The organism is Pseudorhodobacter antarcticus, assembly GCF_900110135.1.
GTDB classification, from domain to species: domain Bacteria; phylum Pseudomonadota; class Alphaproteobacteria; order Rhodobacterales; family Rhodobacteraceae; genus Pseudorhodobacter; species Pseudorhodobacter antarcticus.
In genome coordinates this window covers 1-20,210 of the sequence record NZ_FOCO01000023.1, presented here as the reverse complement: position 1 = coordinate 20,210, position 20,210 = coordinate 1, and the positions used below count along the sequence as shown (strand labels likewise).

The 20,210-nt window shown below is 58.7% G+C and carries 23 protein-coding genes, 1 tRNA gene and 1 pseudogene; 21 read left to right on the top strand and 4 right to left on the bottom strand.

Annotation, left to right across the window (positions count from 1 at the left end):
* Window positions 1-5: 5 nt before the first annotated feature.
* The 5 genes from BMY36_RS12105 to BMY36_RS12085 are packed head-to-tail and all read left to right on the top strand — an operon-like array spanning window position 6 to window position 5,174.
* On the top strand, window positions 6-1,601 hold the full coding sequence (locus BMY36_RS12105) for an ABC transporter substrate-binding protein (protein ID WP_050518946.1): 1,596 nt from the start codon (window positions 6-8) through the stop codon (window positions 1,599-1,601).
* Window positions 1,601-2,659, top strand: coding sequence for an ABC transporter permease (locus tag BMY36_RS12100; protein WP_050518945.1), 1,059 nt, complete (start codon window positions 1,601-1,603; stop codon window positions 2,657-2,659). The genes BMY36_RS12105 and BMY36_RS12100 overlap by 1 nt, the downstream gene beginning before the upstream one ends.
* A 12-nt stretch (window positions 2,660-2,671) precedes the next feature.
* Window positions 2,672-3,580: an ABC transporter permease gene (locus BMY36_RS12095; protein WP_050518944.1), complete on the top strand. Its 909-nt coding sequence runs from the start codon at window positions 2,672-2,674 to the stop codon at window positions 3,578-3,580.
* The gene (locus tag BMY36_RS12090) at window positions 3,580-4,440 is read left to right on the top strand and encodes an ABC transporter ATP-binding protein (protein ID WP_050518943.1); all 861 of its coding nucleotides are present in this window, start codon (window positions 3,580-3,582) and stop codon (window positions 4,438-4,440) included. The genes BMY36_RS12095 and BMY36_RS12090 overlap by 1 nt, the downstream gene beginning before the upstream one ends.
* On the top strand, window positions 4,440-5,174 hold the full coding sequence (locus tag BMY36_RS12085; RefSeq protein WP_074818765.1) for an ABC transporter ATP-binding protein: 735 nt from the start codon (window positions 4,440-4,442) through the stop codon (window positions 5,172-5,174). Before BMY36_RS12090 ends, BMY36_RS12085 begins: the two co-directional genes overlap by 1 nt.
* On the opposite strand, the gene aroB is transcribed toward BMY36_RS12085, so the two are convergent.
* Together aroB and BMY36_RS12075 are read right to left on the bottom strand one after the other, a co-directional pair.
* Window positions 5,171-6,280, bottom strand: a complete 1,110-nt coding sequence (gene aroB / locus BMY36_RS12080; protein WP_414811674.1) for a 3-dehydroquinate synthase — start codon at window positions 6,278-6,280, stop codon at window positions 5,171-5,173. The genes BMY36_RS12085 and aroB overlap by 4 nt on opposite strands.
* Before the next feature lie 9 nt (window positions 6,281-6,289).
* A complete protein-coding gene (locus BMY36_RS12075; protein ID WP_175469296.1) occupies window positions 6,290-6,832 on the bottom strand; it encodes a shikimate kinase in 543 nt (180 codons plus the stop codon).
* 268 nt (window positions 6,833-7,100) lie between these two features.
* Here BMY36_RS12075 and BMY36_RS20775 point away from each other — a divergent pair, with 268 nt between their 5' ends.
* The 11 genes from BMY36_RS20775 (at window position 7,101) to BMY36_RS12025 (ending at window position 16,677) form a co-directional block, all read left to right on the top strand.
* Window positions 7,101-7,235, top strand: coding sequence for a hypothetical protein (locus BMY36_RS20775; RefSeq protein WP_269430821.1), 135 nt, complete (start codon window positions 7,101-7,103; stop codon window positions 7,233-7,235).
* Window positions 7,225-8,766 carry a hypothetical protein gene (locus BMY36_RS12070; RefSeq protein WP_050518941.1) on the top strand — a complete coding sequence of 514 codons (1,542 nt, stop codon included), beginning with the start codon at window positions 7,225-7,227 and terminating at the stop codon, window positions 8,764-8,766. Before BMY36_RS20775 ends, BMY36_RS12070 begins: the two co-directional genes overlap by 11 nt.
* Window positions 8,763-9,731, top strand: coding sequence for a tyrosine recombinase (locus BMY36_RS12065; RefSeq protein ID WP_050518940.1), 969 nt, complete (start codon window positions 8,763-8,765; stop codon window positions 9,729-9,731). The genes BMY36_RS12070 and BMY36_RS12065 overlap by 4 nt, the downstream gene beginning before the upstream one ends.
* A 5-nt stretch (window positions 9,732-9,736) precedes the next feature.
* The gene (locus BMY36_RS12060) at window positions 9,737-11,032 is read left to right on the top strand and encodes an HlyC/CorC family transporter (RefSeq protein WP_050518967.1); all 1,296 of its coding nucleotides are present in this window, start codon (window positions 9,737-9,739) and stop codon (window positions 11,030-11,032) included.
* Between the two features lie 194 nt (window positions 11,033-11,226).
* Window positions 11,227-13,275, top strand: a complete 2,049-nt coding sequence (locus BMY36_RS12055; RefSeq protein ID WP_139194033.1) for an ASKHA domain-containing protein — start codon at window positions 11,227-11,229, stop codon at window positions 13,273-13,275.
* A gap of 27 nt (window positions 13,276-13,302) precedes the next feature.
* Window positions 13,303-13,848 (top strand): sigma-70 family RNA polymerase sigma factor, encoded by a 546-nt coding sequence (locus BMY36_RS12050; RefSeq protein ID WP_050518938.1) that lies wholly within the window; start codon window positions 13,303-13,305, stop codon window positions 13,846-13,848.
* A complete protein-coding gene (locus BMY36_RS12045; protein WP_050518937.1) occupies window positions 13,845-14,486 on the top strand; it encodes an anti-sigma factor in 642 nt (213 codons plus the stop codon). The genes BMY36_RS12050 and BMY36_RS12045 overlap by 4 nt, the downstream gene beginning before the upstream one ends.
* A gap of 110 nt (window positions 14,487-14,596) precedes the next feature.
* Window positions 14,597-15,142 carry a fasciclin domain-containing protein gene (locus BMY36_RS12040; protein WP_050518936.1) on the top strand — a complete coding sequence of 182 codons (546 nt, stop codon included), beginning with the start codon at window positions 14,597-14,599 and terminating at the stop codon, window positions 15,140-15,142.
* A gap of 198 nt (window positions 15,143-15,340) precedes the next feature.
* Window positions 15,341-15,414: transfer RNA gene (locus BMY36_RS12035), tRNA-Gly, on the top strand.
* Between the two features lie 88 nt (window positions 15,415-15,502).
* On the top strand, window positions 15,503-15,898 hold the full coding sequence (locus BMY36_RS19950; RefSeq protein WP_156215116.1) for a hypothetical protein: 396 nt from the start codon (window positions 15,503-15,505) through the stop codon (window positions 15,896-15,898).
* The gene (locus BMY36_RS12025) at window positions 15,898-16,677 is read left to right on the top strand and encodes a site-specific integrase (RefSeq protein ID WP_050518934.1); all 780 of its coding nucleotides are present in this window, start codon (window positions 15,898-15,900) and stop codon (window positions 16,675-16,677) included. The genes BMY36_RS19950 and BMY36_RS12025 overlap by 1 nt, the downstream gene beginning before the upstream one ends.
* A 543-nt stretch (window positions 16,678-17,220) precedes the next feature.
* Here BMY36_RS12025 and BMY36_RS12020 read toward each other — a convergent pair.
* The gene (locus BMY36_RS12020) at window positions 17,221-18,024 is read right to left on the bottom strand and encodes a hypothetical protein (protein WP_139194031.1); all 804 of its coding nucleotides are present in this window, start codon (window positions 18,022-18,024) and stop codon (window positions 17,221-17,223) included.
* Window positions 18,025-18,142: 118 nt separating this feature from the next.
* On the opposite strand from BMY36_RS12020, the gene BMY36_RS12015 reads away from it, so the two are divergent.
* From BMY36_RS12015 to BMY36_RS19945, 5 genes and pseudogenes are all read left to right on the top strand, one after another.
* Window positions 18,143-18,838: a Mu-like prophage major head subunit gpT family protein gene (locus BMY36_RS12015; RefSeq protein WP_082224780.1), complete on the top strand. Its 696-nt coding sequence runs from the start codon at window positions 18,143-18,145 to the stop codon at window positions 18,836-18,838.
* A 135-nt stretch (window positions 18,839-18,973) separates the two neighbouring features.
* Window positions 18,974-19,246, top strand: a pseudogene (locus BMY36_RS12010) (phage tail terminator protein); the annotation flags it as partial.
* Window positions 19,243-19,425: a hypothetical protein gene (locus BMY36_RS12005; protein ID WP_050518931.1), complete on the top strand. Its 183-nt coding sequence runs from the start codon at window positions 19,243-19,245 to the stop codon at window positions 19,423-19,425. The pseudogene BMY36_RS12010 and the gene BMY36_RS12005, both read left to right, overlap by 4 nt.
* Window positions 19,426-19,779: a hypothetical protein gene (locus BMY36_RS12000; RefSeq protein ID WP_050518930.1), complete on the top strand. Its 354-nt coding sequence runs from the start codon at window positions 19,426-19,428 to the stop codon at window positions 19,777-19,779.
* 39 nt (window positions 19,780-19,818) lie between these two features.
* Window positions 19,819-19,992: a hypothetical protein gene (locus BMY36_RS19945; RefSeq protein ID WP_156215112.1), complete on the top strand. Its 174-nt coding sequence runs from the start codon at window positions 19,819-19,821 to the stop codon at window positions 19,990-19,992.
* Here the strand turns inward: BMY36_RS19945 and BMY36_RS11995 are convergent.
* Window positions 19,979-20,210, bottom strand: a 232-nt coding sequence (locus BMY36_RS11995; protein WP_139194030.1) for a transposase, incomplete at its 5' end; no start/stop codon positions are given. The two genes, BMY36_RS19945 and BMY36_RS11995, sit on opposite strands and share 14 nt — an antisense overlap.

Sequence of the window (20,210 nt, the reverse complement as noted above, 5' to 3'; positions counted from 1 at the left end):
CTGATATGAACATTTGGACCAAATCCCTTGCGGGGGCGACCATGGCGGTCACGCTCAGCTTTACCTCGGGCATGGCCATTGCCGAAACGCCCGCCAATATGCTGGTGATCGCCAACCGGATTGATGACATCAAATCCATGGACCCGGCGCAAAGCTTTGAATTTGCGGGTTCGGACGTGAACCAAAACGTGTACAGCAAGCTGGTCAACTTTGACCCGCTGGATTATGACAAAGGCTATGTGCCCGATTTGGCCGAAAGCTGGGTCGTGTCCGAGGATGGCATGTCCATCACCTTCACGATGCGCGACGGTGTGATGTTCCAATCGGGCAACCCGGTCACGGCCGACGATGCCGCTTGGTCGCTGCGCCGCGCGGTGATTTTGAACAAAACGCCTGCGTTCATCCTGACCCAATTTGGGTTTACGCCGGAAAATGTCAATGAAACCATCACGGTGGATGGCAACACCCTGACCATCAAAACCGATAAACGTTATGCCACATCTTTTTTGCTGAACTGCCTGACCGCAACCATCGGGTCGGTTGTCGATATGAAAACGGCGATGGCGAATGAAGTTGATGGCGACATGGGCAATGCGTGGCTCAACACCAACACAGCAGGCTCTGGCGCGTATAGCCTCGTGTCGTGGAAACCGAATGATTCCGTGACCTTGCAGGCCTTTCCCGGCTATTACGGCGGCGCGCCTGCGATGGAACGTGTGATTGTGCGCCATGTGGCAGAATCCGCCAGCCAGCGGTTGCTGTTGGAGGCGGGCGATATTGACGTGGCCCGCAACCTGAACCCCGAAGATGTCGCAGGCGCGCGCAACGCATCCGGCATCAAAATACATGAGGAGCTGAAAGGCCGCCTGATGTATATGGGCCTGAACCAGACCCACCCGATCCTGTCCAAACCCGAAGTGCGCCAAGCGTTCAAATATCTGATCGACTATGAAGGCATGCAAAACAGCTTTTTGAACGGTCAATGGGCCACGCATCAAAACTTCTTGCCCAAAACCTATTTGGGCGCGTCGACCGAAAATCCGTTCAGCCTGAACATTGAAAAGGCCAAGGAACTCTTGGCCGCCGCCGGTGTCGAAAACCTTGAGGTGGAAATCGGCGTGCGTGAGGCGCAAGAGCGGATTGAGATGGCGCAATCGTTCCAAAACACCGCCGCCCAAGCGGGGGTGAAAGTCAATATCACCGTCGGCACAGGCTCGCAAATCCTGGACCGTTACCGCGCGCGGGAACTCGATTTGTCGTTGGAATCTTGGGGCCCGGATTATCCCGATCCGCAAACCAACGCAGGCACATTCGCCTATAACCCTGACAATAGCTTTGAGGCGCAAGGCACCGGCTATCTGGCTTGGCGTTTGGCGTGGGACACGTCCGAATTTAACCCAATGGTTGAGGCGGCGGTGCAAGAGGTCGACACCGAAAAGCGGATTGCGATGTACAACGACATCCAAGCCAAATTTCGGGATGAAAGCCCTTTTGTGATGATGTTCCAGCAGTCCGAACAATTGGGTATTCGGGATAATGTGATGAACTTCACCACAGGTCAGGCCATCAGCTCGGCTGACTACAGCAAAGTCACCAAGTAATGGCACTTGCCGACAATAACGGGGGCGCGCAAGGTCGCGCGCCCCTGCCCAAATGGCTGACGGGAACGGTAAAAACCCTCGGCTCCATCGCAGTGACCATGTTGGGGTTGGTGTTTATCACCTTCATCATTGGCCGGGTCATGCCGATTGACCCGGTGCTGGCCATCGTGGGCGAACGCGCGACAAAGGCATCTTATGATGCGGTTTACTTGCAACTTGGCCTTGATAAGCCATTGATCGTCCAGTTTTTCTATTACGTCCGCGATGTGGCGCAGGGTAATTTTGGCATGTCCTTGCTGAACGCCCGCCCCGTGGCCGAAGATATTGCGCGGGTGTTTCCCGCCACGCTGGAACTCGCCTCGCTTGGGGTCATTTTTGGCGTGGTGCTAGGTGTGCCTTTGGGCGTGGTCGCCGCCGTGCGCAAAGGGTCGTGGATTGACCAAGTCGCCCGCGTCCTCGCCCTTGTTGGCTATTCCATGCCGATCTTTTGGCTGGGCCTCATGGGGCTTTTGGTTTTTTACGGCATGCTGGGTTGGGTCGGTGGTCCGGGCCGTGTCGGCATATTTTATGAGGATGTGGTGCCAACCGTCACGGGCATGTTGCTGGTCGACAGCATCATCGACGGCAACTGGACCGTATTCAAAGACGCGTTCAGCCATATCATCCTGCCAGCCAGCCTCCTCGGCTACTATTCCCTCGCCTATATCAGCCGCATGACCCGCAGTTTCATGCTGGAACAACTGAGCGCGGAATACATCACTACCGCGCGGGTCAAGGGCATGTCGGAATGGGACGTGGTGTGGAAACATGCCTTTCGCAACATTCGGGTGCAATTGATCACCGTCATCGCGCTGTCCTATGCAGGGTTGTTGGAAGGGTCGGTGCTGACCGAGATTATTTTCTCATGGCCCGGCATTGGCAGCTATATCACCACCGCCCTGCTGGCCGCCGATATGAACGCGGTGCTGGGCGGCACGGTTGTGGTGGGGTTGATCTTCATTCTGCTGAACATCGCATCTGACCTGCTGTATAAAGTCTTCGATCCGCGTGCGCGCTAAAGGGACCATCATATGACCGAACAAACCCTGCGCCAATGGCTGCTGACCGACACACCCACGTCGCGCAGGCACGCCAAACTGTCCGCGCTTTATCAAGGCTGGCTGTCGTTTAGTGGCAACACCATGGCGATGGCGGGCTTGTGGATTTTGCTGGCGCTGCTGGGCATTGCCCTATTTGCCCCCATCATCGCGCCGCATGATCCGTTTGTCCAAGATCTTGGCAACCGCCTTGCCCCCCTCGGCACGCCGGGCCATATTTTTGGTACCGACAGCCTTGGTCGCGATATCTTGTCGCGGTTGATTTATGGGTCACGCATCACGCTCTATATCGTGGCACTGGTTGCGTTGATCGCGCCGATCGTGGGCCTGTTGGTGGGCACTGTGTCAGGCTATGTCGGCGGTTGGGTTGATGTGGTACTGATGCGCATCACCGATATTTTCCTTGCTTTTCCACGCCTTGTGCTGGCGCTGGCCTTTGTGGCGGCGCTTGGCGCTGGCATTGAAAATGCGGTGCTCGCGATCTCGCTGACCGCGTGGCCGCCCTATGCCCGCATCGCACGCGCGGAAACCCTCACCATCCGCTCCGCCGATTATATCGCTGCGATCCAGTTGCAGGGTGCGGGGGCCATGCGCATCATCACGCGCCACATTTGGCCATTGTGCATATCCAGCCTGATCGTGCGGGTCACGTTGGATATGGCGGGCATTATCCTCGCCGCCGCGGGGCTTGGTTTCCTCGGCCTTGGTGCGCAGCCCCCCAGCCCGGAATGGGGCGCCATGATATCTGGAGGGCGCCGGTTTATCCTTGACCATTGGTGGGTCGCCACCATGCCCGGCCTTGCCATTTTCACTGTATCGCTGGCGTTCAACTTGCTGGGCGATGGGTTGCGCGATGTGCTGGACCCGAAAGGCGAAAAATGATGGACACATTGCTGGATGTTGAGGATCTTTGGGTCCGCTTCCCGTCGCGCCAAGGCGTGTTTGATGCCGTGCGTGGCGTGTCGTTCACCCTTGGCCGCGAACGCCTTGGCATTGTGGGCGAAAGCGGCTCTGGCAAATCCATGACCGGCCGCGCCATCCTGCGCCTAATCCGCCCCCCGGGGATTGTGGAGGCGAAACAGATCGCCCTGAACGGCGACAACCTGATGGAGAAATCCGAAAAGGACATGCGCGCCGTGCGGGGGCAAAAAATCTCAATGGTGATGCAAGACCCCAAGTTTTCGCTGAACCCCGTGATGACCATTGGCGCCCAGATTATTGAGGCGTATCGCCAGCACAACCGCACAAACCACGCCGACGCCTATGCAAAGGCCGTGGAAATGCTGCAAGCTGTGTCCATCCGTGACGCCGACCGCGTGATGCGCGCCTATCCCCACGAGATGTCGGGCGGCATGGGCCAACGCGTGATGATTGCAATGATGCTTATCCCGAACCCGCAAATCCTGATCGCGGATGAACCCACATCTGCGCTGGATGTTTCGGTGCAGCGCCAAGTGCTCGACATCATGGACGGGTTGGTCAAAGAACGCGGCATGGGCCTAATTTTCATCAGCCACGACCTGAATTTGGTCGCCGATTTTTGCGACCGCGTGCTGATCATGTATGCGGGCCGAATTGTAGAAGTGTGTGAGGCGTCAAAGCTGTCGCAGGCCAAACACCCTTATACGCGGGGGTTGCTGAACGCCCTGCCCCGGCTGGATGCGCCGCGTGATCATCTGGAAGTGTTGCAACGCGACCCCGCGTGGTCCACCGCCCCCAGCGTTTCGGGACGGGTGGCATGATGCTTGATATTGATACCCTCAACGTCTGGTTCGGCTCGGGTCGCGACCGCGTCGATGCGGTCAAAGCCGCCACTTTCAGCGTCGCGCGTGGCGAAAGTTTTGGGCTGGTCGGCGAAAGCGGGTCGGGCAAATCCACCATCCTGCGCGCCATTTCCGGCCTTGCCCCACAATGGAGCGGGCGGATGGTGGTGGATGGCACGCCTCTGACCAAAACCCGGCCAAAGGCGTTTTACAAAGCCGTTCAGATGGTGTTCCAAGACCCTTACGCCTCCCTGCATCCGCGTCATTCGGTTGACCAAGTGTTGGGCGAAACCCTGCATTTACATGGGTTTGGCGATATTGACGCGCGTGTGGTCAAATTGCTGGATGATGTGGGCTTGGGCCAAAAATTTCGCTTCCGCTATCCGCATCAACTGTCGGGCGGGCAGCGCCAGCGCGTGGCAATCGCCCGCGCTTTGGCACCCGAACCGCAGCTGTTGCTGTTGGATGAACCCACATCGGCGCTAGATGTGTCCGTGCAGGGCGAAATCCTGAACCTGTTGGTTGATCTGCGCCGCGATCGGGGTCTGACGTTTGTGATGGTGTCGCATGATCTGTCGGTGGTGGGGCATATGTGCGAACGCCTTGCCGTCATGCAAAACGGCCAAATTGTAGAGGTGCTGGGCGTCGATGCCCTGCGCCAAAACGCCGCCACCCACCCCTATGCACAAAGCCTGCTGGCCGCGTCGATCTAGCGCCCCCGCAACGCATCGCGCAGCAGCGCCAACACCGTATCCCCCGGCACATCGCTGGCCACAAAACTGTGGCCGATGCCGCGCGATAAAATGAACCGCAGCTGCCCGTCGACCACTTTTTTGTCTTGCCCCATCAGGTCCAACAACGCCTCAGCCCCCGGCAAATCGCCCGCAATATCGGCAATATCCACCTTCATCCCCATGGCGCGCAAATGGGCACGCACCCGGCTTGGCGCCTCTTGCGCGCACAGGCCCAACCGCATCGACAATTCAAACGCCAGCGCGCAGCCAATCGCCACCCCTTCGCCATGCAGCAACCGGTCGCCAAATCCCGTGGCCTTTTCTAACGCGTGGCAAAAGGTGTGGCCAAGGTTTAACAAAGCGCGGTCGCCTTCTTCCGTCTCATCACGGGCCACAATCTCGGCCTTCATCTGCACGGACCGTTTCACCGCATATTGCCGCAACGCCACATCACCGCGCGCAAGGGCCGGGCCATTCGCCTCCAGCCAGCCAAAAAACGCCTCATCCCCCAGCAGCCCGTATTTGGCCACCTCGCCGTATCCCGACAGAAAATCGCGCGGCGTCAGCGTGCCCAGCAACCCAATATCGGCCAGCACCAAACTCGGCTGATGAAACGCCCCGATCAGGTTCTTGCCTTGTGGCGCGTTGATGCCGGTTTTGCCGCCCACAGAACTATCCACCTGCGCAAGCAGGCTGGTGGGGATTTGCACAAACCCCACGCCGCGCCGCAACACGGCCGCCGCAAACCCGACCAAATCGCCAATCACCCCGCCGCCAAAGGCGATGACCAAATCCTTACGCTCCACCTTTTGGTCCAGCAACCATTCCACGCAGCGGGTAAATTCGGGCCAACCCTTGGTCCCTTCACCCGCGGGCAGCATCAGCGCTGTGCTTGCGATGCCAGACGCCAACAGCGCCGCCTGCAACTGCGCCAAATGCAGCGCGCCAACTGTTTCATCGGTCACAATCGCCACGCGGGGGCGGCGCAACAAAGGCGCAATCTGAACCCCGGCTTGGTCAATCAACCCGTCGCCAATCCGCACGTCATAGCTGCGCGTGCCCAAATCAACGCGAACGATTTCCAATGCCAAACCCTAACCCTCCAAAACATCGGCGCGGGTGGAAAGTGCCCCCACGACACGCCGCGCCATATCGTCAATCGACAAATCCATCTGCGCATCCACCGCCAAATCGGCCAGCGCATAGACGGGGACCCGCGCGTCATAAATTTGCTTCAAGGTGGCGCGGGGGGTGGGGGTGTGCAACAACGGCCGGGTGGATTTATGGCGCACCCGCTGCCACAACAGGTCTAGATCCGCGCGCAACCACACCGAAACACCCCGCGCGGCAATCAGCCGCCGATTGCCCTCGGCCATGAACGCGCCACCGCCCGTGGACAAAACGCACATCGGCCCTTCCAGCAAACGTTCAATCACCTGCGCTTCTTTTTGGCGAAAAAACGCTTCGCCATCACGTTCAAATATCTCAGCGATGCTGCGGTTAGCGGCGGAAACAATGGCATCATCGGAATCAATGAAGGGCACGGATAACAGCCGGGCCAGCTGGGTGCCAACAGCGGTCTTGCCCGACCCCATCATCCCCACCATCACGACCGATTTGACCAACCGCATCCCCACCACAGCCTTTCCCAACGCCAAATCTAACCCTTTCCAATAACGACCCCGCTTGCCCCCTGTCCAGCCCCGCGCAGGCCCATACGGCAGGTTTCTCGGCAAAGCGCCGCTTTATTGGTGCAAAACTTTGCGTGGGGGCGTGATCTCCGCTAAGGATGGCTGTAGACCACGTGGTGAAAAGATCGGAACGGCGCGCGCATGCGGGGGGGATGGGCCCATAACGCGTAGGCCAATCCGGCGGTACATTGGACTTGGGCAAGAAAGCAGTGATATGAAACTGATCGTTAAAGGCTTGGTGGTTTTGGTGTTTTTTGGGTTTTTGGGCCTTGTTGGCTTTGCGTATCTGGGGGATTTATCGCCCAGTCAAAACACCATTACAAAACCGGTGGTGCTGGATGGGCAGTAAAAAGGCCCCACTTTTTGCGCTTATTGCGACCTTTGCGGTGGTTGGCGCGGCCCGGGCCGAGGCACCGCTTTCGGTAATTGATTGGCTGTCCAGTTCCGTCTCTACCCCCGCCGCCCCTGTGCCCCCGCCCGAAGCCAGCGTTACTGGCATCGGGGGCGCTGTTCCCCAAAACGTGATCGTATCTGTTCTTGGTGGCCCCAGCCCCGATGCGGCGGGGGTTTTGTCGCCGTCTGTCACGGGGCTGCCCCTCGATCTATGGGGCTTTGGCGAGGTTGAGAAGATCGCAGCCTTGATATCGGTCAAGCGGGATGATGGTCTGCCCTCCCTCCAGCGTGTGTTGATGACCCTGATGCTGGCGCAGGCCGATGCCCCCGCCGATGCAGGCGGGCGTGGCATTTTGCTGATGGCGCGGACCGACAAACTGCTGGAAATGGGCGCGTTGGAGGAGGCGAACGCCCTGATCGCCGCTGCGGGCAAAATGTCGCCGCAGGTGTTTCGCCGCTATTTTGACATCGCCATGTTGACGGGCACCGAAGATGCCGCCTGCGCCACATTGCGCGAAACCCCCGATTTGGCGCCGACCTATCCCGCCCGCATCTTTTGTTTGGCGCGGTCGGGTGATTGGGGCGGCAGTGCGCTGACATTGCGGATGGCGCAGGCGCTTGGCTATGTCGACGCCGCCGATGATGCCCTGCTGTCGCGCTTTTTGGACCCCGATTTATATGAGGGCGAGCCCGCCCTGCTCCCGCCAACGCCCGTCACCCCCCTTGCTTGGCGGATGCTAGAGGCGATTGGCGAAGGCTTGCCCACAGCGCATCTGCCGCTGGCGTTTTCCCATGCCGAATTGCGCGAAACCGCCGGCTGGAAGGCGCAATTGGAGGCGGCGGAGCGTTTGGGCCGCGCCTCAGTGCTGTCTCCCAACCGTTTGATGGGCATTTACACCGAACGCTTGCCTGCCGCATCGGGCGGCGTCTGGGACCGGGTGGAGGCCTTTCAGCATTTTGAAACTGCGCTAAAAGCCGCCGATCCCGGTGCGGTCGCCATCGCCCTGCCCAAAGCGTGGGAGAAGATGACCGAAGCCGCATTAGAGGTGCCTTTTGCGGAGTTATTCGCAGAACGCCTGCTGCGCTTGCCGCTAAAAGATGCCGCCGCCGCCCTGACCTTTCAAATCTCCCTGCTGTCCACCCAATACGAAATTGCCGCCCAAAACCACACGCCCCTTGATGCACGTGAAGCGTTTTTGATTGGCATCGCGCGGGGCACATTGCAAACCGTCACCCCCCCAGACAGTCTATCGCGCGCCATTGCCCCCGCCTTTACCCGCCCCGTGCCGCCAGCCGACCTTTTGGCGCTGCTGGATGAAAACCGGCTGGGTGAGGCGATTTTGCACGCGGTTGACCGGATCGAACGCGGTCTGCACGGCGACCTGCGCGGTGTTACCGAAGGCCTATCGCTGTTTCGTCATGTCGGCCTAGAGGATTTGGCCCGCCGCACCGCATTGGAATTGCTGTTGTTGGAGCGTCGGGGATGAGCGCGGACCACGACCGCTGGATTTCCACTTTTCTTGATATGCAGGCCGCCGAACTTGGGGCAGCAAGCAACACCCGGCTGGCCTACGGCCGCGACCTGCTTGATTTTGCGGGCTGGTTGGAAAGGCGACACAGCAGTTTTGCCACTGTCGAACGGGCCGATATTGAGGCGTATCTTATCGCTTGCGATGCCCAAGGCTTGTCAAAGGCCACCCGTGCGCGCCGCCTCTCGGCCATTCGTCAACTATACCGTTTCGCGTTTGAGGAAGGCTGGCGCAGCGAAAACCCCGGCCTGCGCATCAAAGGCCCGGGGCGCAGCGTTACCTTGCCCAAAACCTTGGAATGGCATCAGGTAGAGGCGCTGTTGACCGCTGCCAAAACCAGTGGCCGCACCGCATTTGAAACCACCCGCAACATCTGCTTGATGGAATTGATTTATGCCACGGGGATGCGGGTTTCGGAACTGGTGGAATTGCCCGTGGCCGCCGCACGCGGTGGCCCCGCAATGATCTTGGTGCGTGGCAAAGGCGACAAGGAACGCATGGTGCCCTTGTCGCCCCCTGCTAAATCCGCGTTGGCGGATTGGTTGATCGCGCGCGACACGGCAGAGGAGGCGGCGGTGAAAACCGGCCTCAAACCCTCACGTTTTTTGTTCCCCGGTCGCGGGGCCGCAGGTCATGTGACCCGTCAACAAATGTTCGTTTTGCTGAAATCCATTGCGGCGCGCGCAGGGCTGGACCCAGACGCAGTCACGCCCCACACCCTGCGCCACGCCTTTGCGACCCATCTTTTGGCTGGTGGGGCCGACTTGCGCGTGATCCAGACTCTTTTGGGCCATGCAGACCTTTCCACAACAGAAATTTACACCCATGTACTGGATAAGCATCTGAAAGCATTGGTGCTGGACCACCACCCCTTGGCGCGAAAAGCTGCCGGGGAAAAACTGGATAAAAGGGACGCGACGTGAACGATATGATGTTTGACACCGGGTTGTGGCTGACTGCGGGGGCGATTTTGGGCCTTTTGGTGCTTTCGGCGTTCTTTTCGGGGTCCGAAACCGCGCTAACCGCCGCATCGCGTGGCAAATTGCGGGGCCAAGCCGATCGCGGATCCAAAGGGGCGCAGCGCGCGTTTGAGGTGACGGAGGACCGCGAAAAGCTTATCGGGGCTTTGCTTCTGGGCAATAACGTCGTCAACATCCTATCCGCAGCCCTTGCCACCGCATTGATGACGCGCCTGTTTGGCGAAAGCGGCGTGGCCGTGGCGACCCTGGTCATGACCGCCCTTGTGCTGATTTTCGCTGAGGTGCTGCCAAAAACCTATGCGATCACCAATGCGGAAAGCGCCGCCTCGCGCGTGGCCCCCATCATCCGGCTGATTATCCCGGTCTTTTCGCCCATTGTCGCCGTGGTGCGCAGCCTTGTGCGTGGTATGCTGTATTTGATCGGTGTGCGTACCGATCCCGATGGAAAATTCCTTGCCCTGCGCGAAGAAATCGCGGGCGCCATCGCCCTTGGCCATTCCGAAGGGGCTGTAGAAAAAGAAGACCGCGACCGCCTGTTGGGCGCACTGGACCTGTCCGACCGCACGGTCGAAGAAATCATGCGCCACCGCCGCGAGATTGAGATGATCGACGCAGAAAAAGCGCCGGGCGAGATTTTGTCGCAAGTCCTCGCATCGCCCCACACCCGCTTGCCCGTCTACCGCGGGGATGATGAAAACATCCTTGGCGTGGTTCATGCCAAGGATTTGCTGCGTGAGGTGGAAAAACTGCTGCGCTTGGGCTCTGGGCGCATCGCAAAACTGACCGATTTGGATATTCTTAAAGTTGCGATGAAGCCTTATTTCATCCCCGAAACGACCCCGTTGGACGAACAAATGCGGCAATTTTTGAAACGCCGCACCCATTTCGCGCTTGTCGTCGACGAATATGGCGCGCTGCGTGGCTTGATCACGCTGGAAGATATCCTAGAAGAGATCGTTGGCGAAATTCGGGATGAATTTGATGTGGTCGAAAAGGACCAATCCTTGGCCCGCACCGAAAGCGGCGATTATGTGATCGAAGGGGCCATGACCATCCGCGACCTAAATCGCATCACCGATTGGGGCCTGCCCGATGAGGAGGCGAACACCGTGGCTGGTTTGGTTATCCATGAGGCGCAATTGATCCCCAGCGAAGGTCAAGTTTTCAGCTTTCACGGGTTTCGGTTTGAAGTGGTGGCGCGCAAGGAAAACCGCATCACCACGCTGAAAATTCGCCCGTTGTAACCAAGCCCGCGCACCGGTTTTCGCCCTAAAAATAAAACCTTGCGCGGGATTCGCCCTTAAAACCCACAAAAACCATCAGGCGCCCGCACAATCACGCGGGATAGGGCGAAACCATGCCGAAAAGCGCCGCTTTGGGCATTGCAACCGCGCGCCCACAGCCTAGAACGATGGCAAAGCTGACGAGGGGAACGATCATGACCGCAGGAACCGAAAAAGACCCATTGGTGATTTTCACGCCTTCTGGCAAGCGGGGCCGTTTTGCCGTTGGCACCCCTGTTTTGGCTGCCGCGCGCGCTTTGGGTGTCGACCTTGATTCCGTCTGCGGCGGGCGTGGAATTTGTTCCAAATGCCAAATCTCGCCGGGGTATGGCGCATTTTCAAAGCATGGCGTGACGGTTTCGGCCACAGCCCTGACGGAATGGAATTCGGTCGAAGAACGCTATAGATCCAAGCGTGGGCTGATCGACGGTCGGCGTTTGGGCTGTCAGGCCAAGGTGCAAGGTGACGTGGTCATCGACGTACCACCCGAAAGCCAAGTCCACAAACAAGTCATCCGCAAGCGTGCTGAGGCGCGGCAAATCACCCTAGACCCGTCCGTTACCCTGCATTATGTTGAAGTGACGGAACCGGATATGCACGACCCATCGGGCGATTTTGAACGCCTGACAATGGCCCTGCGCGATCAATGGGATGTTGCCCAAGTGCGCGCCGATCTGTCGGTGCTAACCCGCCTGCAGCCCATTCTGCGTAAAGGCGAATGGAAGGTTACTGTCGCCTTGCACCGCGTTGATGACGCTGAAATTCCGCGCATCATGCATGTCTGGCCCGGCCTTTATGAAGGGACGGTTTACGGCATGGCGGTTGATCTCGGCTCCACCACCATCGCGGGCCATTTGTGCGATCTGCGCACGGGCGAAGTGCTGGCATCCAGCGGCCTGATGAACCCCCAAATCCGCTTTGGCGAAGATTTGATGAGCCGGGTCAGTTATTCCATGATGAACCCCACGGGTGCTGCGGAAATGACCGCCGCCGTGCGCGCAGGTATGAACACGCTGTTTTCGCAAGTCGCTGAAGAAGCGCAGATCGACAAAACCCTGATCATGGATGCGGTGTTCGTCTGCAATCCGGTCATGCACCATCTGTTCCTTGGCATTGACCCTTATGAGTTGGGCCAAGCCCCTTTTGCGCTTGCCACCTCTGGCAGCTTGCACCTGACCGCGCGCGATCTCGATCTGCACATTCACCCCTCTGCCCGCGTCTATCTTTTGCCTTGCATCGCGGGCCATGTGGGGGCTGATGCCGCCGCGGTGGCCTTGTCTGAAGCGCCTGAAAAATCGCCCGATTTGGTGTTGATCGTCGATGTTGGCACCAATGCCGAGATTTTGCTGGGCAACACAGAAAAGGTCCTCGCTTGCTCCTCGCCTACTGGTCCCGCGTTCGAAGGGGCGCAAATCAGTTCAGGCCAGCGCGCGGCCCCCGGTGCAATCGAACGGGTGGAAATTGACCCCGTGACCAAGGAACCCCGGTTCCGCGTCATCGGCTCCGACATTTGGTCGGATGAAGATGGGTTTGACGTGGCCATCGCGACCACAGGCATCACGGGCATCTGCGGGTCGGGCATTATCGAAATGGTGGCCGAAATGCGCATGGCGGGCATCGTTGATGGTCCCGGCCTGATCGGCGGCCCCGACCAAACCGGCACGGACCGTTGTTTCAAAGATGGGCGCACCCATTCCTATATGGTCTGGGATGGCAGTGCGACCGGCGGCCCTGTGATCACCGTCACCAACCGCGATATCCGCGAGATTCAAATGGCCAAGGCCGCGCTTTATTCTGGCGCGCGCCTGTTGATGGATAAGTTCGGCGTCGATCATGTGGACCGAATTGTGCTGGCGGGCGCGTTTGGTGCGCATATCAGCCCCAAACACGCGATGGTGCTGGGCATGATCCCCGATGTGCCACTGAACAAGGTCACATCGGCAGGCAACGCCGCAGGCACCGGCGCGCGCATCGCCCTGATCAACCGCAAAACGCGGGCGGAAATTGAACATACTGTTGGCCAAATCCACAAAATCGAAACCGCGATTGAGCCGCGCTTTCAAGAACATTTCGTCAATGCCTCCAACATTCCCAACGCGGTCGATGCGTTTCCGAACTTGTTTTCCATCCTCACCCTGCCCGACATCAACTTCAACACCGGCGGTGGGGATGGTGATGGCGCGCGGCGTCGCAGACGGGGTTAGTCCTTTGCGTAACCTTTACAAACGCCCATGACTGATGATCCCATCGCAGCACTTTTGATCCGCGTCGCCGCCCAAGACCGGGCGGCATTCGCAGATATTTATGCGGCTGCGGGGGCGAAACTAATGGGCGTCCTTCTGCGTATCTTGGGCAACCGGGCAGAGGCGGAGGATGCGTTGCAAGAGGTGTTTACAAGGGCGTGGTTGCGCGCCGGGCGGTTTGACGCGACACGCGGGCGTGGCATGACATGGTTGATTACCATTGCGCGCAACCATGCGATTGACCGCCTGCGCGCCCGCAGCCCCCAATCCATCGCTGATGATGGTGAGGCGGTCGCATCCCTGCCCGACACAGGCCGCGGCCCCTTGTCTGGGCTGGTCGCGCAAGGCGAGGCGCGGCGCGCGGTGGCCTGTTTTGGCGAACTCGACCCCATTCATTCCGCAGCCGTGCAAGGGGCCTATCTGGAAGGGGCCAGTTATGAAATCCTGGCGGCCCGCCACAACGTGCCCGTCAACACCATGCGCACTTGGTTGCGTCGCAGCCTGCTGAAATTACGGGAGTGTTTGGATCGATGACAAATGACATCCCCAAGCAGGATGAAGCGGATATCATGGCCGCCGAATATGTGCTGGGCACCCTGCCCCATGCTGACCGTTTGGCCGCCGAAACCCGCATGCGCCGCGATGCCCATTTTGCCTTGGCGGTCAAACGCTGGCAAGCGCGGCTGGAGCCGTTGAACGACAGCTACGTCGATGCCCCCCTGCCCAACCTGCTGCCGCAGATTGAGGCGCGGCTGTTCGGCACCCTGCCTAAAAAATCACCCTTCTGGAAAAGCTGGTTTGCAGGCGCTGCTGTTGCTGCCACCTTGGGACTTGCCGTTTTGGCCTTTCTGCCGGGCCAAAATGTGCAGCCCCTTACCACGCTTGCGGCGGAAAACACCGACCTGCGCTATGATGTCAGCCAACGGGGCGATGATCTGCGCATCACCCGGACCGCGGGCCCCGCCGCCGCCGCAGGCCAAGTGCATGAGGTGTGGCTGATTGTGGGCAATGCTACGCCCATTTCGCTGGGCCTGATTGACGGGGCCGCCCTGACATTGGCCACAACCGGCCTTGCGCCCGGCATGGTCATCGCGATCAGCCTTGAACCCACGGGTGGGTCGCCCACCGGTACGCCCACAGGCCCGGTCCTTGTCACCGGCGTTATCAGCTAATTCAGATTATTTTGAAAAATAATCGCACGGCTTTGAAACTTCCTACCATCCGCCTCGTAACTCCAAGCATACCAAAGGGAATGGCCCTTGGATAACCTCGGAGATTACACATGATGCGTATCGCAACACTCACCGCCGCCTTTGCTTTGACCACAGGCATGGCATTTGCCGAAAATCCAATGGTTGGCGGCGCGGCAATGTTTGAGACGAAAAACATCGTCGAAAACGCTGTCAATTCTGCCGATCACACGACTTTGGTCGCTGCGGTCACTGCCGCAGGTTTGGTTGAAACGCTGCAAGGTGCTGGCCCCTTCACCGTGTTCGCCCCTACCAATGATGCATTCGCAAAACTGCCAGCAGGCACCGTTGAAACTCTGCTTTTGCCCGAAAACAAGGACCAGTTGACCAAAATCCTGACCTGCCATGTTGTGGGCAAGGCCGTGATGCTGGACGCGCTGAACAAAATGATCGCCGATGATGGCGGCAAGCACCCTGTTCCAACTTTGGGCGGTTGCACCCTGCAAGCCAGCTATGACGGCGATATGGTAATGCTAACAGACGAAGGCGGCAATGTTGCCACCGTCACCGTCGCCGATGTGGTGCAATCCAATGGCGTGATCCATGTGATTGACACGGTCATGCTGCCCGCCATGTAAACCGATTTGGGGTGGGTTTTGTCCCCTACCCGCCCCAATGGGCCGCACGCAATGCCTGTCCCTTTGGCGCATGCGGCCCGCAAAACGCTCCCGAATGTGTTTTCGGGGGCGTTTTGGTTTGCACCAATCGCCCCAAGCCTGAAATCACCCACGCAACCCGCTTGACGCCGTCCCGCCGCTGGCCTATCCAACCCAAATGCGGGTGTAGCTCAATGGTAGAGCTTTTGCTTCCCAAGCAAGTGACGAGGGTTCGATTCCCTTCACCCGCTCCATTTGACCCCTTAGTTGGTCATATTTCTCAGTAAATTATGGTACTTGCGTTCTCTTCTGGTGCACATTAGGGCACACATGGGACTAATCTTGAAGCACGTAGAACGCACAAAATCGGGCAGTTGGCGGTATCGTCGCAGGGTTCCCAAAGGTATTTCCGAAATCATTACCAAGCGTGATTTCAAGAAGAAGCTCGGTGATTCTGAGCGTGAAGCCTTGGCGGCTTATCCCCGATTTCACGCACAGGTCGAGCGAGAGATTGAAGCGGCCAAGCGGGGCAGAGCGCGGTCGGTTGCCCCCAGTAAGGCTGCGTTGTCAGAGCGTGAAGCCTATGCGGAGGCGTTACGGCGGCGGGCTGATTTGATAGATGCAGGGGCCACAGAAGAGGACTTGGAAATAACTGCTGAGATGCTGTCAGACCAATACCCTCAGGATGAAGATGGGCCTCTCAGGTGCCCTCAGTTGACCGTTACGCTATCAACTTGATGAGGCTTGGACCTGATCGCTACAGGCCCCCGGAACCTACGCTGAATGATGCCCGTGCGCTTTACCTGAAGGAACATCTGAGGGCTGAAGACCCAGAGACGGATAGCCGGGTAGTCGGGCTTGCCAACCGGGTTATTGACGCGGCCATTGCTGCAATGGGGCGAGACCCAGCTTTGTCTACAATAACAAGAGAAGAGGCTCGGCAGGTTCGGGATGAAATGTTGGACCGGGTGAAGGTGACCGGAAAGGGAGTTGGGGGTAAGGTCAGCGCCGCAACGGTTTCTCGTGAATTGTCGATCATCTCTGCCGTGATCAACTTTACCAAGATGGAGTTTGGACTACCAGACGCGCTGAGAAATCCTTTCAACCGCCTTCCGGTGGTAAATACAGCTAAAGGTAAGGGTCGGAAAGCCTCCGAAAAACGTGACTCTTTGCCCTCTGAGGTGCTGACTGAGACACGCGCAAGGATACTTGCCAATGCCTCCCCCGAGTTAGCCCTCATCTGGCGCTTGGTGGAGGGCACGGGGTGCCGTATTGCAGAGGTCACAGGGCTAAGGGTTGCAGATGTGAATGCCGGGGGTGATCTGCCAAACATCTGCATTGAAGCCCACGACCTCAGAAGCCTAAAAACGGTGTCATCACGGCGCGAGGTTCCGCTTGTCGGAGACGCCTTGGGGGCCGCTAAGGAAGCCCTCGGGATGGCCTCTGAGGGGCTGCCTATGCTGTCCCGTCTTACGGTCGAACCCGTGGGGGAGACGCTGCCTCAGCCTCTCTCATGAAGCATCTGCAAAAGGTTTCTCAAAATGAAAAACATGTAATCCACTCCCTTCGACACAATATGAAAGATCGGTTTATTTTGGCTGAAGTGGTATCCCTTGACCAAAATCTAATCCTTGGGCACACGGTTGGGGGAGTTGGAGATAGGGTATATGGAAGTGCTGGGGCCAAGTTGCGCGCCATTACAAAATCTATGAAGCGGGCCTTTGGGATTGCGGATTCCACTTGAAGGCCGCGCACGGTGCGAACCCGAGGGTGGGCGCGGCGCGTGTTGGAGAAGTTGTGGGGTTCACAGGCTGCCCACATGGCGGCAAGTCGATCATGTGGTTCAGGTGCTATGGCAACTTGCCAATGCACATTCTCTTCAACCCACCGCCCGAACTCTCGGTCCCCCGCGCAGAGTGACCGCCCCTTGTTCAAGGCAGCCCCATATTTCAACCACCCCTCAATCACCTTGTCCTCCCCCTCAGCCACCATGCGGAGACCTTCGAGGGCCATGAGGGAAAGCTGGGGGTGGATTGATACTGCCACCCCCGCGCCCTTTGTTACCTGTTGCGACTCAGCTTGATGATGCCCAACTGGACAGCTTGCCGAAAGGCCATTTGCCCCATGCCTTGTGCTGTGAGGTCAAGGACAACTCCCCCGCCCCGCTGTTGAGTGAAGGGGATACCTGCATCCTCTAAGGCCCCCGCTACACCTTCAGGGTCCACCATATCAGCGGCAAGGGTGAACTCCTCAGCAAGCCCCTCAAAGCCCTTGGTCGAATTGTGCATGACCAAATCACGGACACTTTCCACCATCTTTTGATGAGTCTGAGGGGAACTGTGCAGGAAGTCGGTGAAGGTGTCCTGATCATAGACCCCGAAAGGTGAGAGGTGCTTCATGATAGCATGTTGCATCCCCTCTTGTGCGAACGCCACTGTGGTGGCCATGTCTTCAGGTTCAACCCCGGCCTGAGATGCCATCCGTTCCAAGACCTTTTGATCTAGGTTGCCATCATTGCGCAAGATCGAGTACAAGGCAGCAAGCTGGGTGTCAGGGTTGACGCTGCCCGCCAACTCTTGGAAGGTTGCCTCTGCCTCTGGGGAAGCCGTGAAGGCACCCTCTAAGGCTTCCTCTGCTGCGCCCCCAGATACCAACTCCAAGACCCCTTTAGAGGCGTCCTTGGGGGCTGCCCCTGCCTGTCCTGTGGAGGTGGGCAGGAAGTTGCCCCCTGTGTCCTGTGAGAGAAACCCCATTTGGATGGCCATTGCCACGGTCATACGCTGACCATGGGTCTGGATGGTATCCGAGGGTCGCACCTCACGTCCCACTACAGGGGAACCTGTGGGGGATTTGGCGGTGGTCATGATGTCGCCTTGAACCTCAAACCCCGTGGCAGCGTGAAAGCTGGCTGAGGTCTGTTGAACGGTGGAGGTGGTGCCAGCGGGTGAGAGGGTGACCTCTGCGCCTTGATTGCCAGTATAGCTGTCCGAGCATGATTACGAGATCACCGAAAAAGCGTGGGAACTCACCATCGGTGTTGACCGTGACGATATTGAGACGGACAACCTTGGCACCTACACGCCACTGTTCAGTGAAATGGGCCGCTCGTCGGGCGCGACTTGGGACCAGCTTTGCTTTGGCCTGTTGAAAGACGGCTGGACCACCGAATGCTATGACGGCCAGAACTATTTTGACACCGATCACCCGGTGCTGGACGTAGATGGCAACGTGACACAGGTGGCCAATACCAACGACGGCGCAGGTGCCCCGTGGTTCTTGCTGGACGTGTCGCGGGCGATCAAGCCGGTCCTTTTGAAAAAGCGCAAAGACTTCAAATTCGTGGCCAAGGACAAAGAGACCGACGACAACGTCTTTGACAAGAACGAGTTTGTTTACGGGACAGACGCGCGCGCCAACGTGGGCTTTGGGTTCTGGCAGTTTGCCTACGGCTCCAAGCAGCCCCTCACCGCTGCCACCTACGGCGCAGCCCGCGCGGCTTTGTCGGGCATGAAGGGCGATTATGGCCGCCCCTTGGGCCTGACCCCCAACTTGTTGGTGGTGCCCACCTCAATGGAAAGCACCGCCCTGAAGCTGCTGAACTCTGAAAATGCGGCGGGTGGCGAAACCAACGAATGGAAAGGCACAGCCGAGTTGATGTTGTCGCCGTGGCTTGCCTGACGGTCACGTCGGTTTTTCCAGAAGGGGCGGGCAGCTGCCCCTTTCGACAAAGCGAAACGGGAAGGACAACAAAATGGCAAAGCAGGTTAAACCAGCGCAGGTCAATGAGACGATCACCGCCGAAATGGTCGCACAGGTGCGGGTGCCAGCGAATTGTTCGTCCAGACGGTTGAGGAGTCGGTCAGCGTTTTACTGTCGATGCGCAATGCCGGACGCACAGGCGACAAGGCGCTGGTTGATATCGCGCCACAGATCACGGCGGTGCTGGCTGCTGTTTGCGGCTGGGCACCCGAGGAGGTGTCGGGGGTGTTCAAGTTGGTCCGCGCAGGCCCGGTGTCGCTGGCCGATACCACTTTCACCTATGTCATCGAATTTTCCATCACGGACCAATTTAGGATCACGCCATGAGCAAGGCCGGCCCTAACCAGCCCGCCCACCCGCTGCCCCAGACGGGCGGTTGTTTTGTCATTGAGGCGGGCGAATTGCTGCCTGCCCCTGACCCGATCCCTGACGCGCAGCCGACTGAAATTGCGCCGGCGCAATCCACCCCAAAAAAGGCCGTTAAACCGGCTGTAAAGGAGGCTTAAATGCTTTGGCGCAACCGACTGTTGATGTGCAAAACCGAAACGGTTTATGGCACCGACTCCATTCCCACCGGCATGGCCAACGCCATTCTGGGCGTTGATGTGCAAGTGATGCCGATGGAAGGCAATGATGTCAGCCGCGAGCTGGACCTGCCTTACATGGCCGCCCAAGGCACGATCCCGGCAGAGCTGCACACAAAGCTGCCGTTCAAAATTGAACTGACCCCGTCGGGTACCGCTGGGGTTGCCCCGGCTTGGGGGCCGCTGCTGCACGCTTGCGGTTGCGCCCAGACCATCGTGGCCACGACATCGGTCAGCTTGTTCGCGGGTTCCGGGCGCGGCACGAGGGGGCGTTGATCGGCGTGAACCTGCCCGTCTTTTGTCCAGCGCCGCAGAGTGCGGTCGCTGATTTCCAGTTCGGCACAGGCCGTGGCGTGCCGCGCGCCAGCGGTGACGGCGGTGACGGCGGTGACGGCGGTGACGGCGGTGACGGCGGTGACGGCGGTGACGGCGGTGACGGCGGTGACGGCGTCGTTGATCAGAGTATCCGTCTTGATCAAGCCTCTTTAATCACCCAATTTCGGTTTGCTTTGATGAGGGCGTTGGCGAGTTCAATCAGCTTTCGCATGAGCGCAGTAAGGGCGACTTTTGGTGGCTTTCCAGCTTTAATCATGGCTTGATATTTTGCCTTGCGGTCAGGGTTGAATCTCATCGCGACCAAGGCTGGCATGTAGAGGGCGTCCCTCACTACTTTGCGACCACCCTGAATGAATGATTTCCCTCGCCAT